Source organism: Sphingopyxis macrogoltabida (genome assembly GCF_001314325.1).
Lineage (GTDB): Bacteria > Pseudomonadota > Alphaproteobacteria > Sphingomonadales > Sphingomonadaceae > Sphingopyxis > Sphingopyxis macrogoltabida.
Window position 1 is genome coordinate 4,731,936 of the sequence record NZ_CP009429.1, and the last position, 14,926, is coordinate 4,746,861.

Sequence of the window (14,926 nt, forward strand, 5' to 3'; positions counted from 1 at the left end):
AATAGAACATATCAGGAACAAATATGCGCGAGTCGTTTTCCCAACTCGCCGGGCTGCGCCGCCGCGTCGCCCGGCTGGCCGCCAGCGGCCATGAAAACCGTCCGGCCGAAGGCTGGCTGGCCAGCGGCGATGCGCGCTTCGACGACGCGCTCGGCGGCGGGCTGGCGATCGGACGGGTCCATGAATTTTTTGCCGCCGACGCGCTCGACGCGACGAGCGCGGCCGCTTTCGCGGCGCTCGTCGCGCTGCGCACCCCGGGCAAGGCGCCGCTGATCTGGCTGCGCACGAGCGACGCCGGCAAGCGCAGCGGGCATATCTATGCCCCCGGGATTGCCGAACTCGGCGGCGACCCCGACCGGCTGCTGCTGGTCGAGGCGGCCGATCCCAAAATGCTGCTCGCCTGCGCCAACGATGCGATCCGCTGCCCCGGCGCGGCAGCGGTGATCGTCGAAAGCTGGGGCAAATTCCCTTTGCTCGACCTGACCGCCGGGCGCCGCCTGGCGCTCGGCGCGCGCGACGCGGGCACGACGCTGCTGCTGCTCCGCCTCAACGCCGTGCCGGTACCGAGCGTCGCCGAAACGCGCTGGAGCGTCGCCGCCGCCGCGTCGCACGCCCTCGAAGCCAATGCCCCCGGCGCGCCCGCTTTCGACCTCGAACTGCTGCGCTGGCGCGCCGGCCCCGCGGGTGCACGCTGGCGACTGGACTGGAATCATGACGGACAATGCTTTGGACAGGGCTTCGGGAACGACGCGGCGCTATCTGGCGCTCTTCTTCCCCTTCCTGCCCGCCGAGCGATGGCTTCGCACGGCGCCGCGGCCGCCTGACGCCCCGCTCGTCTTCGCCGAGAAGCAGCGCGGCGCGATGCGTCTCGCGAGCGTCGATGCGGCGGCGCTGGCGGCCGGGCTGCGTCCCGGCATGCCGCTCGCCGACGCGCGCGCGCAGGTCGGCGAACTCGCGGTCATCGCGCACGATCCGGTGCTCGACCATGAATGGCTCGACCGGCTCGCGCAGGGGTGCGCGCGCTATACGCCGCTCGTCGCGCTCGACGCCCCCGACGGGCTGATCCTCGACATCGCGGGTGCCGCCCATCTCCATGACGGCGAAGCGGGGGTGATCGCCGATGTCGAAAACCGCCTCGCGCGGCTCGGCATGACGATGCGCCACGCGCTCGGCCCCACCGCCGACGCCGCACGCGCACTCGCGCGTTATCAGGCGCGCCCCGCTCCCGACGAGGCGCAGGCGACCCGCCGCCTGCCCGTCGCCGCGCTCGAACTCGACGGCGAGGCGACGACCGCGCTCGTCCGCGCGGGGCTCAAGACGATCGGCGACCTCGCGAGCCGCCCGATGGCGAACCTTGCCGCACGCTTCGGTGCCGAGGCCGCAATGGCGCTGCGCCGCCTGCTCGGCGATGCGCCGAGCCCGCTCGACCCGCGCGTCGCCCCGCCGCCGGTCGCCACCGAACGCCGCTTCGCCGAGCCGCTGGGGAGTACCGCGCACGCCGCCAAGGTGCTGGCCGAACTCGCCGCCGAAGCGATCGAAGAATTGGGCGCGCGCGGCAAGGGCGGGCGTCATTTCCGCGCCACCTTCTTTCGCAGCGATGGCCTCGCGCGGACGATCGCGATCGAGACCGGCCACCCGACGCGCGACGTCGGTCTCGTCATGCGCCTGTTCGCCGAACGGATGGACGGCCTCGCCGATCCGCTCGACCCCGGCTTCGGCTTCGACATGATCCGCCTCGCAGTGCCGCGGCTCGAGGCGCTCGGCGCGAGCCAGCTCAAGCTCGAGGGCGGCGCCGTGAAAGTCGCCGCCATCGACGAGCTTGCCGACCGGCTGGCGACGCGGCTCGGGCGCGGCCGGGTGCGGCGTCTTCGTCCGGCCGACACGCATATCCCCGAACAGGCGCAGCTCGAACTGCCCGCGATCGACGCACCCGCGCCGCTGCCCTGGCCGGCGCCCGATGCCGGCGAACCGCCGACGCGCCCTTTCCACCTCTTCGACCCGCCACAGCCGATCGAGGTGATCGCCGAGGTTCCCGACGGGCCGCCGCAGCGCTTTCGCTGGCGACGCGCCTTTCATGCCGTGCGCCGTTACGAAGGCCCCGAACGCATCGCCGCCGAATGGTGGCGGCGCCGCGACAATGGCGGGCTGACGCGCGATTATTACCGCGTCGAGGACGCGCAGGGCCGCCGCTTCTGGCTGTTCCGTCACGGGCTTTACGACGAAAAGCCCGACCCGCGCTGGTATATCCATGGGGTCTTCGCATGAGCGATGCGCCCGAGACCGGCCCCGAAACCCGCTTCGCCGAACTGGTCGCGGCGACCAACTACAGCTTCCTGCGCGGCGCCTCGCACCCCGCCGAGATGGTCGCCGAGGCGCTCGCGCTCGGCATGACCGGCATCGGCATCGCCGACCGCAACAGCGTCGCGGGGGTGGTGCGGGCGCTGACCGGACTGCGCAAGTTACACGAAGATGCAGCCGAAGAAGGGATCGAACTGCCTCCCATAAAGCTCGTCGTCGGTGCCCGGCTGGTGTTCGATGACGGAACCCCTGACATCATCGCCTATCCGACCACGCGCCACGGCTGGGGCCGCCTGACCCGGATGCTCACCATCGGCAATCGCCGTACCCAAAAGGGCGACTGCGTGATGAAACTCAAAAACCTGCTGACCCATTGCGATGATATGATCCTGATCGCGATGGCGAGCGAAAGGAATGAGTTTGCCCTGCGCCGCCTCAAAAAGGTCGCGCCCGATTCGCTATGGCTGGGGGCAACGATGCCGAGGGCAGGCAGCGACCGCCGCCATCTCGCCAGACTGAGCTGTTTGGCCGACCGCATCGGCATTCCGATGCTTGCGACCAACGACGCACTTTACGCCACGCGCGAACAGCGGCCGCTCCACGACGTCATCACCTGCATTCGCGAAGGCACCAACCTCGATGATGCAGGCCGTCTGCTCCGCGCCAATGGCGAACGCCATCTGAAGTTAGCGTCCGCGCTCGTGGTGTAATTTCCGGTGTAGGCGATGGTGTATTCCGGGGTGGGGCATGCCCCACCCCGGAATGCGGCGTCGCTGGTGGCCACCGGGTTCATCGTTATGGTGGAGTTTGCACACTTCAACCGTGACGAAGAGGAGTTCCCGATGACCGAGGACAGATTACTGATCGAAGAGCTTGCTGCGAAGGGCGGCCAACCGGATTTTTTGCGCACCATCGCCGAGAACGTGCTGCAGCTGATCATGGAGGCCGACGTTGATGGCCTGATCGGCGCGGGTCGCCACGAACGCAGCAGCGAGCGCGCGACCTGGCGCAACGGCTATCGCGACCGTTCGCTGGATACCCGGGTAGGCACGCTGAACCTGAAAATCCCCAAGCTGCGTGCTGGGTCCTACTTTCCGGGCTTCCTTGAGCCCCGCAAGATGGTCGAGAAAGCGCTGGTTGCGGTGATCCAGGAAGCGTGGATCGGCGGGGTCAGCACCCGGCGGGTCGATGAACTCGTCCAGGCCATGGGCATGACCGGCATCTCCAAGTCCACCGTCTCCAAGCTTTGCAAGGACATTGACGAGCGCGTCCATGCCTTTCTGAAACGCCCGCTCACCGGCGAATGGCCGTATCTCTGGCTCGATGCCACCTATCTCAAGGTACGCGAAGGCGGGCGGATCATCAGCGTTGCCGCAATAATCGCCATGGCCGTCAACACCGAGGGCCGGCGCGAGATCGTCGGCCTGCATATCGGCCCCTCGGAAGCGGAGGTCTTCTGGTCCGACTTCCTGAAGGACCTTGTTCGGCGCGGTCTTACCGGCGTGAAGCTGGTCATCTCCGATGCTCACGAGGGCCTCAAGGGCGCGATCACCCGCGTCATGGGCGCCACCTGGCAGCGCTGCCGGGTGCACTTCATGCGCAATGCCCTGTCCTATGTGCCCAAGGGCCAGAACACTGTCGTCGCCGCCGCGATCCGCCAGGTCTTCCTGCAGCCCGATCAGAAAAGCGCAACGCAGGTCTGGCGACAGGTCGCCGACCAGTTGCGCACCCGTTGGCCCAAGCTCGGCGCCTGCATGGACGAGGCCGAAACCGACGTGCTCGCCTACACCGGCTTTCCCACCCAGCACCGCACGAAGTTACACTCAACCAATCCGCTCGAGCGGCTCAACAAGGAGGTCAAGCGCCGCGCCGACGTCGTCGGAATCTTCCCGAACGAAGACAGCATCATCCGCCTCGTCGGGGCTGTGCTGATGGAGCAGAACGACGAGTGGCAGCTCCAGCACCGATACATGCAGATCGAAGGCATGGCCGAACTCAACCAACCCATGATCGAGGAGGAAAATCAGCCCCTACACATCACCGCCAAAGCCGCCTGACGATGGCCCACGGCCACAGCCGAAATTACACCACCTTGACGGACGCGACCCCATCTGAAATCGCCGCAAGAGATGCGGCGGTTGTTTCGGGACTGCCCTGAAGCGGTCGAGGAAAGCCTGAAGATCCTCGACAGGATATCCTTCTCGCTGAGGGATCTGGAGTATGAATATCCACACGAGCCCGTCCCTGAAGGCTGGGAGCCCCAAAGCTGGCTCGAACATATGGTAATGGATGCCGCGAACAAGCTTCATCCCGAAGGATTGCCGAAACGCTGGCAGGAGGTTCTCGAAGAGGAACTCTCCCTCATCCGCAAATGCAAATTCGCCTGCTATTTCCTGACCGTCCACGACATCGTCAATTTCGCCCGCACCCAAGACCCGCCGATTCTATGCCAAGGGCGTGGCTCTGCGGCGAATTCACTCGTTTGCTATCTGCTGGGGATCACCTCGATCGATCCTATCCACAACAACTTGCTCTTCACGCGGTTCCTGTCGGAAGAACGTCGCGAGCCGCCCGACATCGACGTCGATTTCGAGCACGAACGACGCGAGGAGGTGATGCAATATGTCTATCGCCGCTACACGCGGCGACGCGCCGGCATCGCCGCAACGGTGATCCATTATCGGCCGCGTAGCGCTGTACGAGAGGTCGGCAAGGCGCTCGGTTTGAGCGAGGATATCACGCAGCGCCTCGCCGACACGACCTGGGGTAGCTGGGGCAGCGAGATGCCCATCGAGCGGTTCATCGAAGCGGGATTGGACCCCGAACTGGACGATATCGCGCGGCTGCAATGGATCGTCGCGCAACTGCTTACTTTCCCGCGCCACCTGTCGCAGCATGTCGGCGGCTATGTGCTGACCGAGGATCGGCTCGACGAGACGATCCCGATCCATAATGCCGCGATGAAAGATCGGACCTTCATTGAATGGGACAAGGATGACATCGATGAGCTGCGACTGATGAAAGTCGATGTGCTCGCGCTCGGAATGCTGACCTGCATCCGGAAATGCTTCGACCTGATGCGGTTGCACGACTTGGGCGATCATGACCTCAAATCCGTCCCGCCAGAAGATTCCGCCGTTTATGAAATGCTTTGCAAGGGCGACAGCATCGGGGTCTTTCAGGTCGAAAGCCGGGCGCAGATCAATATGCTGCCACGACTACGCCCGCGGGAATTGTACGATCTTGTCATTCAGGTAGCAATCGTCAGGCCGGGACCCATTGAGGGCGATATGGTCCACCCCTACCTGCGTCGCCGTAACAAAGAGGAGGAGGCCGAACTTCCCTTGCGCGCCGGAGGTCACGCCAACGAGCTGCAAGATATTCTTGGAAAAACATTCGGCGTGCCTCTTTTTCAAGAGCAAGCGATGAAACTCGCCATCACGGCAGCGGGCTTTTCTGCGGACGAAGCAAACGGGCTCCGGCGAGCAATGGCGACTTTTCGGAACGTCGGAACGATCCCAGAATATCAAGACAAGATGATCGAAGGGATGGTCCGGCGCGGCTACGAACGCGCCTTCGCAGAACGTTGCTACAACCAGATCAAAGGCTTCGGCAGCTATGGCTTTCCTGAAAGCCATGCCCAATCCTTCGCCAAGCTCGTCTATGTTTCGTCATGGCTGAAATGCCATCACCCCGCCGTCTTCGCCTGCGGCATCCTCAATTCGCAGCCGATGGGCTTTTATGCTCCCGCCCAGCTTGTCCGCGACGCGCGCGAACATGGGGTCGAGGTGCGCGCGGTCGATGTGAATGCGAGCGGCTGGGACAACAGCCTCGAACGGCGGGCCGACGGCGCGCTCGCGCTGCGGCTCGGCTTCCGGCAGGTCGATGGGTTTCGCGAGGCGTGGGCCGGACAGATCGCCGATGCGCGGACCGCGGCGCCTTTCGCCTCGGTCGAGGAACTCGCGCGCCGCGCCGACCTGCCCTCGCGCGCGCTGCGCCTCGTCGCCGATGCCGATGCTTGCCGGTCGATGGGGCTCGACCGGCGGCCGGCGCTGTGGGACGCCCGCCGCGTGCGGCAGGGGGTTCTGCCGCTGTTCGACGCCGCCGAAGCGGATGAACTGGGGGCCGAGGAAGATGCCGGGCTGCCGCCGACGCCGATGGTCGAGCATGTGCTCACCGACTATCAGACGACGCGCCTGTCGCTGAAAGGCCATCCGATGGCGTTCCTCCGCCGCGATTTCGAACGTGAGGGCGTGCTGAGCGCCGCCGGGGTCGCGGCGGCGAAGAACGGGTCGCTCGTGCGTACCGCGGGCGTCGTGCTGATCCGCCAGCGCCCCGGCAAGGGCAATGCGATCTTCATCACGCTCGAGGACGAGGGCGGGATCGTCAATATCCTGCTGTGGGCGCGGCAGTTCGAACGCTATCGCCGCGCCGTCATGGCGTCGCGGCTGATGCTCGCCGAAGGCGAGGTGCAGCGGAGCAAGGAGGGGGTCATCCACCTGATGGCGAACCGCATCGTCGACCGCACGGCGATGCTCGATGCGCTGGGAAGCGACCGGCGCTTCGATCCCGAGGTCTGCCGGGCCGACGAGGTCAGGCACCCGCAGGTCCCGCGCGGCCACGCCCAGCGCCACGGCCATCCGCGCAACGTTCGCATCCTGCCCAAATCGCGCGACTTTCATTGAGGGGGTGCGAGAGCTGCTTCGGAGTGGGGAGCGGGGGTTTGCCCATTTGTGTACCCCGGCGAAAGCCGGGGCCCAGAGCGTTACAGAACCCCCGTTGTGCGACGACGCCCTGGGCCCCGGCTTTCGCCGGGGTACACGACGGGAACGGCAGCGACCGGCCGCTACCGGCCGTCCCGCGCAGAAGTCCCACGCCACAAAAGAAGATGCCCCGGCTGTGGGGGCCGGGGCATCCGATCAGGCTATCAAGGGACCAACCAACATAGCCTGAATTTTTTGCGAGCTTCCGCTTAGCGGAGCAGGTTCATCACGCCCTGCTGGCTCTGGTTCGCCTGGGCGAGCATCGCCGTCGACGCCTGGGCCAGAATGCCGGCCGCGGCGAGCTTCGTCGATTCTGCCGAGAAGTCGGTGTCTTCGATGCGCGACTTCGAGTCCGCCAGATTCACGACAGTCGACGTCAAATTGTCGACAGTGGCTTCGAGGCGGTTCTGCTGCGCACCGAGGTTGGCGCGTCCGGTAGCGACCGTCTGGATCGCCGTGTCGAGCGTCGCCAGGGCAGCCGAAGCGCCGGCGGCGGTCGAGAAGTCGAGGCCGTCGACACCAAGGCCGGCCGACTGCATGTCGTCGATGGCGATGTTCACGACTTCGCCGTCGTTGAGGCCGGTCTGGATGTCGAGGTCGGCGGTGCCGTCGAGCAGCGCGGTGCCGTTGAAGGTCGTGCGCGTCGCAACGTCGTCGATCTGCGCGATCAGCGCGGTGACTTCGGTCTGGATCGCTTCGCGGTCGTCGTCGCCCAGCGTGCCCGTCGAGGCCTGAACGGCCAGTTCACGCATACGGACGAGCATGTTCGAAATGCCGCCCATCGCGCCTTCGGCGGTCTGCGACAGCGAAATGCCGTCGTTGGCGTTGCGGACGGCCTGGTTGAGGCCGCGGACGTTGGCGTCCATGCGGGTCGCGATGGCGAGACCGGCTGCGTCGTCCTTGGCGCTGTTGATACGCTTGCCGCTCGACAGGCGCTCCATGGCTTCGGACTGCATGCGGCCCGCAACACGCGAGTTGTTCTGGGCGCGAAGCGCGCTCACATTGGTGTTGATGACAGTCATAATGTTCCTTTCCGGCCCCTATGGCCATTCCCGTGGTGTGAGGGCTCGGCGAGCGGTCACGAAAAGCAGTAACGGCGGGCGGCAGCGGCGATTAAGCCGGTCCGTCAAAAAAACGCCGAAACGGCATCGGGTGGGCGGACTATTCCAACTATCTAATTGAATTTATTCAAATAAAATTTTTGGCACGCGCTTTGCATTACTCTTTGCGTGCGGCACACCGCCGCGCCCAGGACGGATGAAATGCAATGAGCACGATTGACCAGAGCCGGCTGCTGCAGATGCGCAGTTCGATCCTCAATCAGAACCAGGCGCTGCAACGCGCCGCGGGGCGCGGCAGCGAAGGCGCCGGCGTCGATGCGGCCGGCGGCACGCCCGACTTCGGCACCGCGATCAACAATGCGCTGCAACAGGTCAACGCCCAGCAGACGAAGGCGAGCGAACTCAGCGAAGCCTATGAGCGCGGCGACACCCACGACATCGTCAGCGTGATGATCGAACGGCAGAAGGCCTCGCTCGGCTTCGAAACGACGCTGCAGGTCCGCAACAAGCTGCTCTCCGCCTATCGCGACATCATGAACATGCCGGTGTAACCCATGGCCGACGCACAGACCCTCACCCCGATCGACAGCGCGCAGGCGAACCGCCTGCCCGTTCCCGCATTCGGCGGCCGCTTCGCACCGATCCAGCAATTCGTCCGCCAGCCCGCCGTCCAGCGTGCGCTGCCCGCGATCGCCACGACGACCGCGATCGGGCTTGCCGCGCTCGCCTATTTCACCATGCAGTCGGCGCCGCAGGCGCAGCTCTTCGCCGGGCTCGCCGACGCCGACAAGTCGGCGGTCGCCGACGCGCTGCAGACCGCGGGCATCGCGCACAGCATCGACCCGGTGACCGGCGCGCTGACCGTCGACGCCGACAAGATGCATGCCGCACGCATCGCGCTCGCCGGACAGGGGCTGCCCAAGGCGGCACCCGACGGCGACAATCTGATCGCATCGCTGCCGATGGGCGCGAGCCGCGCGATCGAGGGCGAGACGCTCCGCGCCGCACGCGAGGCCGATCTTGCCCGCACGATCGAGGCGATCGACGCGGTCCGGAGCGCCCGCATCCACATCGCCGCCGCCGAACCCAGCCTGTTCGTGCGCGAAGACAAGCCCGCGACCGCATCGGTCATGCTGACGCTGCAGAACGGCCGCTCGCTCTCCGACGGGCAGGTGCAGGCGATCCGTTTCCTCGTCGCCTCGTCGGTGCCCGGCATGAATGCCGACCAGGTATCGGTGATCGACCAGCGCGGCGCGTTGCTGTCGGACGGCGCGACGTCGAGCGACATGAAGGCCTTCCAGCTCCAGACGCAGATCGAGGACCGTTTCCGCCGCGCGCTCGACAGCCTGCTCGGCCCGATGCTCGGCGCCGGCAACTATACGGTCGAGGTCCACGCCGACGTCGACATGTCCGAAAGCCAGGCGACCCGCGAAAGCTTTCCCAAGGACGACCGCGCGCTGCGCAGCGAACAGATCACCCGCCAGGTCAGCGGTCAGGGCCCCGCCCCCGCGGTCGGCATCCCCGGCGCGCTGTCGAACCAGCCGCCACAGGCGACGACGGTGACCGGCGAAGCGCCCGTTGCCGCCCCCGCCGCCGCCGGTGCGCCCGAAACGCAGAGCAACGAAAATGCCGCCCGCGCCTATGAGGTCGGGCGCGAGATTTCGGTGACCCACCAGCCGCAGGGCCAGCTTCGCCGCGTCTCGGTCGCGGTCGCGCTCAATCAGGGCAAGAAGGCACTGACGCAGGCCGACATGGCGAAGATCGACGGCCTCGTGAAAGGCGCCGTCGGCTTCGACGCCACCCGCGGCGATCAGGTCGCGATCAGCCAGCGTCCCTTCGTCAAGGTCGAGGACGAAAGCCCCGCCTTTTACGATCAGGGCTGGTTCCTGCCGCTGGTCAAGCAGATCGGCGCGATCGTCGCCGCGCTGCTCGCCTTCCTGTTCATCGGCCGCCCGCTGATCCGCGCCGCGAAGGAACGCGCCGCGGCGCGCGCCGAGCAGAGCGCTTCGCTCGAAGCCTCGCTGCTCGCCGCGACCGACAGCCAGCCCGCGCTACCCGGCGGCGGCAGCAATCGCCGCGAAATCACGCTCGAGATGATCGAACAGGCGCCGAGCTACGAAGCGCGCGCCAACCTCGTCCGCGCCTTCGTCCGTCAGGATTCGGCGCGCGCCGCGCTTGTCGTCCGCCAGCTGATGCAGGAGGGCGCCCGTGGCTGATGCCGACGATATGACGCTCGACGCCCCGGCACCCAAGGCCGCGATCGACGGATCGTCGGCTGCCGCGATCCTGCTGATGCTGCTCGACGAGAGCGAAGCCGCGACGATCCTCAAGCATCTCGGTCCCGAGGAAGTGCGCGGGCTCGCCAAGGCGATGTTCGACACCGCCAATGCCAGCGAAGCGCAGATCGAACAGGCGCTCGACCGTTTCGTCGTGCGCAGCCGCGACGTCAGCGCGCTGGCGATCGGCGCCGACACGCGCATCCGCACCGTGATCAACCAGGCGGTCGGCAACGTCCGCGCCGACAATATCCTCGCCGCCGTCGCGCCGCAGCGGAGCGCCGCGTCGCTCGAGATGCTGCGCTGGATGGACGTCGACGCGATCAGCGGCCTGCTCGCCAGCGAGCACCCGCAGGTCGGCGCGCTGATCCTGTCGGTGCTCGTCCCCGACGTCGCGGCGCGCGCGATCGAAACGCTCGACGAATTGCTGCAGGCCGACCTCGTGCTCCGCGCCGCGCAGCTCACCTCGGTTCCCGCCGCGGCGATCGAGGATCTCGAATCGGTTCTCGCCTCGGCCAATGTCGACGGCCAGCGGGTCGCCAAGCAGGCAATCGGCGGGCCGAGCGATGTCGCCAAGATCATGAAGAAGATGCCGAAGCAGCTTTCGGAACGCACGATCCGCGCGCTCAAGAAAACCGACAAATTGCTCGCGCAGGCGATCGAGGAAGAAATGTTCATCTTCGAAAACCTCCGCGACCTCGACAAGAAGAGCCTCGGCACCGTGCTGCGTTCGGTCGACGCCGCCGAACTCGCGATCGCACTCAAGGGCACCGACGAGGAAATGGTCGACCTGTGCCTCGCCACCATGTCGAAGCGCGCATCGGAAACGATCCGCGACGAAATGGCCGAAATGACGATGGTCAAGCGCACCGACGTCGACGAAGCGCAGAAGGCGGTCATGCTCGTCGTGCGCCAGATGGCCGCGTCGGGCGAGATCATGATCGCAGGCGCAGGCGACGATTATGTCTGATCGCACCACCGAAACCGGCTTTGCGCCCGTCGCGCTTGCCGCCGCCATGGCGCGCGGCAGCGGCTTTCGCCCGCTGTCCTTCGCGCCGGCGGTGCGCGATGCCGATGTCGCGATTGCCGACGCACCCGTCGACGCCGAACTCGCCGATGACCCGTTCGCACGCGGCCTCGCCGAAGGCCAGCGCCTTGCCGAAAGCGCCTACACCGCCGAACGCCACCAGCTTCTCGCACTGATCGCCGGCGCCGAAGCGCTACAGGACGAACCCAGCGAGGAACTGGCACAGCTCATCGCCGAGACCGTCGAACGCCTCGTCCGCCAGATCGTCCTCGACGCGCCGATCGACGCCGCATGGCTGAAGGATCAGGCCGAAGCCGCCGCGGCGCTGGTCGCCGAAGCCGACAAGGCCCGCACGCTGTGGGTCCACCCGCTCGACGCCGCGCTGCTCGTCGACGCCGAGCTTCGCCTGCCGGTCGAGGCCGACGCCGCGATGGTCCGCGGCACCGTCCGCGTCGAAAGCTCCGCCGGCTGGATCGAGCATGGCCGCGCCGTCTACCTCAATGAACTCAGCGCCGCGCTCGGCCGCGCGGGGGAAGCCGCATGACGCGCCGCCTCGCCATCACCGCGCAGCAATTGCTCGCGCCCGTCGATCTCGCCAAGGCGAGCCCGCGCCGCATCGGCACGCTCGTCGCGCACGAAGGCATCATGCTCGAAGTGTCGGGCTTCCCGCAGCCGCTCGGCAGCAATGTCCGCATCAAGTCGGCCGACAACGACTATGTCTATGGCGAGGTCGTCGGCTTTCGCGGTCACCGCAGCCTTGTCCTGCCGTTCGACATGAACAAGCCGCTGGTCACCGGCGCGCCGGTCGAACCGCATGGCGCATCGTCGATGGTTCCCGTCGGCAAGGCGCTGCTCGGCCGCATCATGGACGCGCAGGGCAACCCGCTCGACGGCCGCCCGCCGATCAAGTCGCAATTCCAGTGGCCGCTCGCCGGCCGCAAGGTCAATCCGCTGCGCCGCGGCCGCGTCACCAAGCCGCTGGGCATGGGCGTGCGCGCGATCAACGGCCTGCTCACCGTCGGCGAAGGCCAACGCGTCGCGATCATCGCGGGCTCGGGCGTCGGCAAGTCGGTGCTGATGGGCCAGATGATCGCCGGTACCGAATGCGACGTCATCGTCGTCGGGCTGATCGGCGAACGCAGCCGCGAGGTCAGCGACTTCGTCGAGACCAAGCTGCCGCCCGAGGTTCGCAAGAAATCGGTCGTCGTCGCAGTCCCCGCCGACCACCCGCCGCTGCTCCGCCTGCGCGCCGCGATGCGCGCGACCGCGATCGCCGAAGCCTTTCGCGACGAAGGCAAGAAGGTGCTGCTGCTGATCGACAGCCTGACCCGCGTTGCGCATGCGCAGCGCGAAATCGGGCTGACGCTGGGCGAACCGCCGACGATGAAGGGCTATCCGCCCTCGGTCTTCGCACTCATTCCCTCGCTGTGCGAACGCGCCGGCATCGACAAGGCGACCGGCGGATCGGTCACCGCGCTTTACACCGTGCTCGCCGACGGCGGCGATATCGAAGACCCCGTCGTCGACAGCGCCCGCGCGATCGTCGACGGCCATATCATCCTGTCGCGCCAGCTCGCCGAACAGGGCGTCTACCCCGCGATCGACGTCGCCCGCTCGCTGTCGCGCACCATGGCCGATTCGGTCGACCCGGTGCACGCCGCCGCCGCCGCGCGCTTTCGCAAGCTGTGGTCGGCCTATGAAGAGAATCGCGACCTGATGCTGATGGGCGCTTACGTCGCCGGCAACGATCCGGTGCTCGACGAAGCCATTGCCGCGCGCGCCGACCAGCTTGCTTTCGTTTCCCAGCCTGCCGCCGCGCAGGTCGACTTTCCCACCTCGCGCCAGACGCTTATCGAAGGATTTTCTGCATGAATGCTCGCATCGCACGCCGCAAACGGATCATTCGCGTGCGCACCGTCGAACATCAGATGGCGGAGGCGAACCTTGCCCGCGCCAACGGCGAACTCGCGAGCCTCGTTGAACTGGCGAAGCGGCTCGAAACGCTGCGCACCGACCTTGCGATGGCAAAGGGTGCCGTCGCCGGGCGCGCGCTGAATACGATGGGCGAGCTCGCGATGCGGCTCGACATGGCGAAGGAAAACCTCGCCGCGCCGCTCGCGGGTGCCAGCGCCCGCCGCGACCAGATGGGCGCGCTCGCGCAGAGCGCGTTGATCAAGGAGGAATCGGCGGTGCGCCTTTACGAGCGCAGCCGCAAGTCGGCCGAGCAGGAAGCCGAGCGGCGCAACGACGCCAACCGCCCGCACCGCCGCCGCACGATGAGCCTGCGCCTGATCGAAGGCGGGATTTCATGATGGGCGCGCTGACGCAAAGTCCGGCGTCCGCCGGGATGCCGCCCGCGTTCGCCGCGCTCGCTCCGCTGGGATCGGTCGGCGGCGAAATGCCGGCGTTCGACCAGCTCGTTGCTGCGGCGCCGGTGGCCGCGGTGGGCGAAGCCCCGCTCGCCACGATCTTGCCGCCTGCGGCTGCGATGCCGTTTCAACCGACCGACAGCAAAGCCGTCGCCATATTGCCGGAAGCCAAATCTGAAACCGTGGCGGCGGCCGAAACCCCCGCAGCACCCGATGATGCCGCCGCGAAGGCCGTAACGCTGCTACTCGCCGCGACCGGCCGCATCGCCGCGCCGGTGACGGATCAGGTCGCGGCGCATCCCGCCACCCTGCCCAACACGGTCGTCGCCCCCAAGCCCGCCGCACCTATCCGTATTGACGGCGAAGGCGATAGCGAAACGGAAGCCGTCGAGACCGGCGACGCTGCACCCCCCGCCGCTGTGTGGATGCCGCCCGTTCCCACCAGCATGGCGCCGGCCGCCAAGCCGGAAAAAGCGGCGAACGCCGCGATTGCCGCCGACAAGGGCGATGCCCCCGCGCTTCCCGCCGCTGCCAAGCCGCGCGAAGCGGCCCAGCCCGCAGCGATGCCGGTCGATCCCTCGCTTCCCAAGGCAAAGATCGTCGATTCCGGTCCGGCGATGACCGTCGCCTTCACCCAGCCTGCCGCGTCGGCGGCCGGCGCGATCGCCGAGGCTGCCGCAGCCGCGCCGGTCGCCGAACGCGTGCTCGACCTGACCAGCGACGACGCATGGATCGAACAGCTCGCGCGCGACATCGCGGCGACCAAGTCGCAAAGCGGCGACATCAGTTTTCGCCTGATGCCGCGCCACCTCGGCCGCCTCGACGTTGCGATGCGCCAGGACGAGGGCGGCGTGTCGCTGAAGCTCGACACCCAGCACGAAGCGACCGCGACCGTCGTCCACGCCGCGCAGGGCCGCCTCGTCGAGGATCTCCGCCAGCAGGGCGTCCGCGTTGCCGGTGCCGAAGTGACCTGCACCCCGGGCGAAACCGGCCGCCAGTCGCTGTCCCAGCAAGGACAGGGCCGCGGCGGCGCCCATGATACCGCCCATCTCATCGAAACCGCCCCCGAGCGCGCCGAAGCGCGTGACGAAGAGCGCGCCGCGACACGCGGCGGCCGCTTTGCCTGATCAGG

The 14,926-nt window shown here is 67.2% G+C and carries 12 protein-coding genes and 1 pseudogene; 12 read left to right on the top strand and 1 reads right to left on the bottom strand.

Annotated elements, in window-relative coordinates:
* Positions 1-23 precede the first annotated feature (23 nt).
* The 5 genes and pseudogenes from LH19_RS22780 to LH19_RS22800 form a co-directional block, all read left to right on the top strand.
* The gene (locus LH19_RS22780) at positions 24-824 is read left to right on the top strand and encodes an ImuA family protein (RefSeq protein ID WP_054731988.1); all 801 of its coding nucleotides are present in this window, start codon (positions 24-26) and stop codon (positions 822-824) included.
* A complete protein-coding gene (locus tag LH19_RS22785) occupies positions 712-2,265 on the top strand; it encodes a Y-family DNA polymerase (protein WP_054731989.1) in 1,554 nt (517 codons plus the stop codon). Before LH19_RS22780 ends, LH19_RS22785 begins: the two co-directional genes overlap by 113 nt.
* A complete protein-coding gene (locus LH19_RS22790) occupies positions 2,262-3,008 on the top strand; it encodes a PHP domain-containing protein (RefSeq protein ID WP_054731990.1) in 747 nt (248 codons plus the stop codon). The genes LH19_RS22785 and LH19_RS22790 overlap by 4 nt, the downstream gene beginning before the upstream one ends.
* Positions 3,009-3,140: 132 nt before the next feature.
* A complete protein-coding gene (locus LH19_RS22795) occupies positions 3,141-4,355 on the top strand; it encodes an IS256-like element ISSpma2 family transposase (protein WP_006954973.1) in 1,215 nt (404 codons plus the stop codon).
* A gap of 51 nt (positions 4,356-4,406) precedes the next feature.
* Positions 4,407-6,983 (top strand): annotated as a pseudogene (locus tag LH19_RS22800) (error-prone DNA polymerase); the annotation flags it as partial.
* Positions 6,984-7,270: 287 nt separating this feature from the next.
* On the opposite strand, the gene LH19_RS22805 reads toward LH19_RS22800, so the two are convergent.
* Entirely contained in the window at positions 7,271-8,083 is an 813-nt protein-coding gene (locus tag LH19_RS22805) for a flagellin N-terminal helical domain-containing protein (protein ID WP_054731991.1), read from the bottom strand.
* 245 nt (positions 8,084-8,328) lie between these two features.
* Here LH19_RS22805 and fliE point away from each other — a divergent pair, with 245 nt between their 5' ends.
* The 7 genes from fliE to LH19_RS22840 are packed head-to-tail and all read left to right on the top strand — an operon-like array spanning position 8,329 to position 14,921.
* Positions 8,329-8,673 carry a flagellar hook-basal body complex protein FliE gene (fliE, locus tag LH19_RS22810; protein WP_054731992.1) on the top strand — a complete coding sequence of 115 codons (345 nt, stop codon included), beginning with the start codon at positions 8,329-8,331 and terminating at the stop codon, positions 8,671-8,673.
* A gap of 3 nt (positions 8,674-8,676) precedes the next feature.
* Entirely contained in the window at positions 8,677-10,338 is a 1,662-nt protein-coding gene (gene fliF, locus LH19_RS22815; RefSeq protein ID WP_054731993.1) for a flagellar basal-body MS-ring/collar protein FliF, read from the top strand.
* Entirely contained in the window at positions 10,331-11,368 is a 1,038-nt protein-coding gene (gene fliG / locus LH19_RS22820) for a flagellar motor switch protein FliG (protein WP_054731994.1), read from the top strand. Before fliF ends, fliG begins: the two co-directional genes overlap by 8 nt.
* Positions 11,361-11,969: a FliH/SctL family protein gene (locus LH19_RS22825; RefSeq protein WP_054731995.1), complete on the top strand. Its 609-nt coding sequence runs from the start codon at positions 11,361-11,363 to the stop codon at positions 11,967-11,969. The genes fliG and LH19_RS22825 overlap by 8 nt, the downstream gene beginning before the upstream one ends.
* Positions 11,966-13,297: a FliI/YscN family ATPase gene (locus tag LH19_RS22830; protein ID WP_054731996.1), complete on the top strand. Its 1,332-nt coding sequence runs from the start codon at positions 11,966-11,968 to the stop codon at positions 13,295-13,297. The genes LH19_RS22825 and LH19_RS22830 overlap by 4 nt, the downstream gene beginning before the upstream one ends.
* Positions 13,294-13,737, top strand: a complete 444-nt coding sequence (locus LH19_RS22835) for a hypothetical protein (RefSeq protein WP_054589501.1) — start codon at positions 13,294-13,296, stop codon at positions 13,735-13,737. Before LH19_RS22830 ends, LH19_RS22835 begins: the two co-directional genes overlap by 4 nt.
* Positions 13,734-14,921 (top strand): flagellar hook-length control protein FliK, encoded by a 1,188-nt coding sequence (locus LH19_RS22840; RefSeq protein WP_082396064.1) that lies wholly within the window; start codon positions 13,734-13,736, stop codon positions 14,919-14,921. The genes LH19_RS22835 and LH19_RS22840 overlap by 4 nt, the downstream gene beginning before the upstream one ends.
* The last annotated feature ends 5 nt before the right edge of the window (positions 14,922-14,926 follow it).

What these genes read in the sequence shown, in the direction of transcription:
- LH19_RS22780 (WP_054731988.1), top strand. Translation starts at nt 24, where the DNA reads ATGCGCGAGTCGTTTTCCCAACTCGCCGGGCTGCGCCGCCGCGTCGCC.
- LH19_RS22785 (WP_054731989.1), top strand. Translation starts at nt 712, where the DNA reads ATGACGGACAATGCTTTGGACAGGGCTTCGGGAACGACGCGGCGCTAT.
- LH19_RS22790 (WP_054731990.1), top strand. Translation starts at nt 2,262, where the DNA reads ATGAGCGATGCGCCCGAGACCGGCCCCGAAACCCGCTTCGCCGAACTG.
- LH19_RS22795 (WP_006954973.1), top strand. Translation starts at nt 3,141, where the DNA reads ATGACCGAGGACAGATTACTGATCGAAGAGCTTGCTGCGAAGGGCGGC.
- LH19_RS22805 (WP_054731991.1), bottom strand. Translation starts at nt 8,083, where the DNA reads ATGACTGTCATCAACACCAATGTGAGCGCGCTTCGCGCCCAGAACAAC.
- fliE (WP_054731992.1), top strand. Translation starts at nt 8,329, where the DNA reads ATGAGCACGATTGACCAGAGCCGGCTGCTGCAGATGCGCAGTTCGATC.
- fliF (WP_054731993.1), top strand. Translation starts at nt 8,677, where the DNA reads ATGGCCGACGCACAGACCCTCACCCCGATCGACAGCGCGCAGGCGAAC.
- LH19_RS22825 (WP_054731995.1), top strand. Translation starts at nt 11,361, where the DNA reads ATGTCTGATCGCACCACCGAAACCGGCTTTGCGCCCGTCGCGCTTGCC.
- LH19_RS22830 (WP_054731996.1), top strand. Translation starts at nt 11,966, where the DNA reads ATGACGCGCCGCCTCGCCATCACCGCGCAGCAATTGCTCGCGCCCGTC.
- LH19_RS22835 (WP_054589501.1), top strand. Translation starts at nt 13,294, where the DNA reads ATGAATGCTCGCATCGCACGCCGCAAACGGATCATTCGCGTGCGCACC.
- LH19_RS22840 (WP_082396064.1), top strand. Translation starts at nt 13,734, where the DNA reads ATGATGGGCGCGCTGACGCAAAGTCCGGCGTCCGCCGGGATGCCGCCC.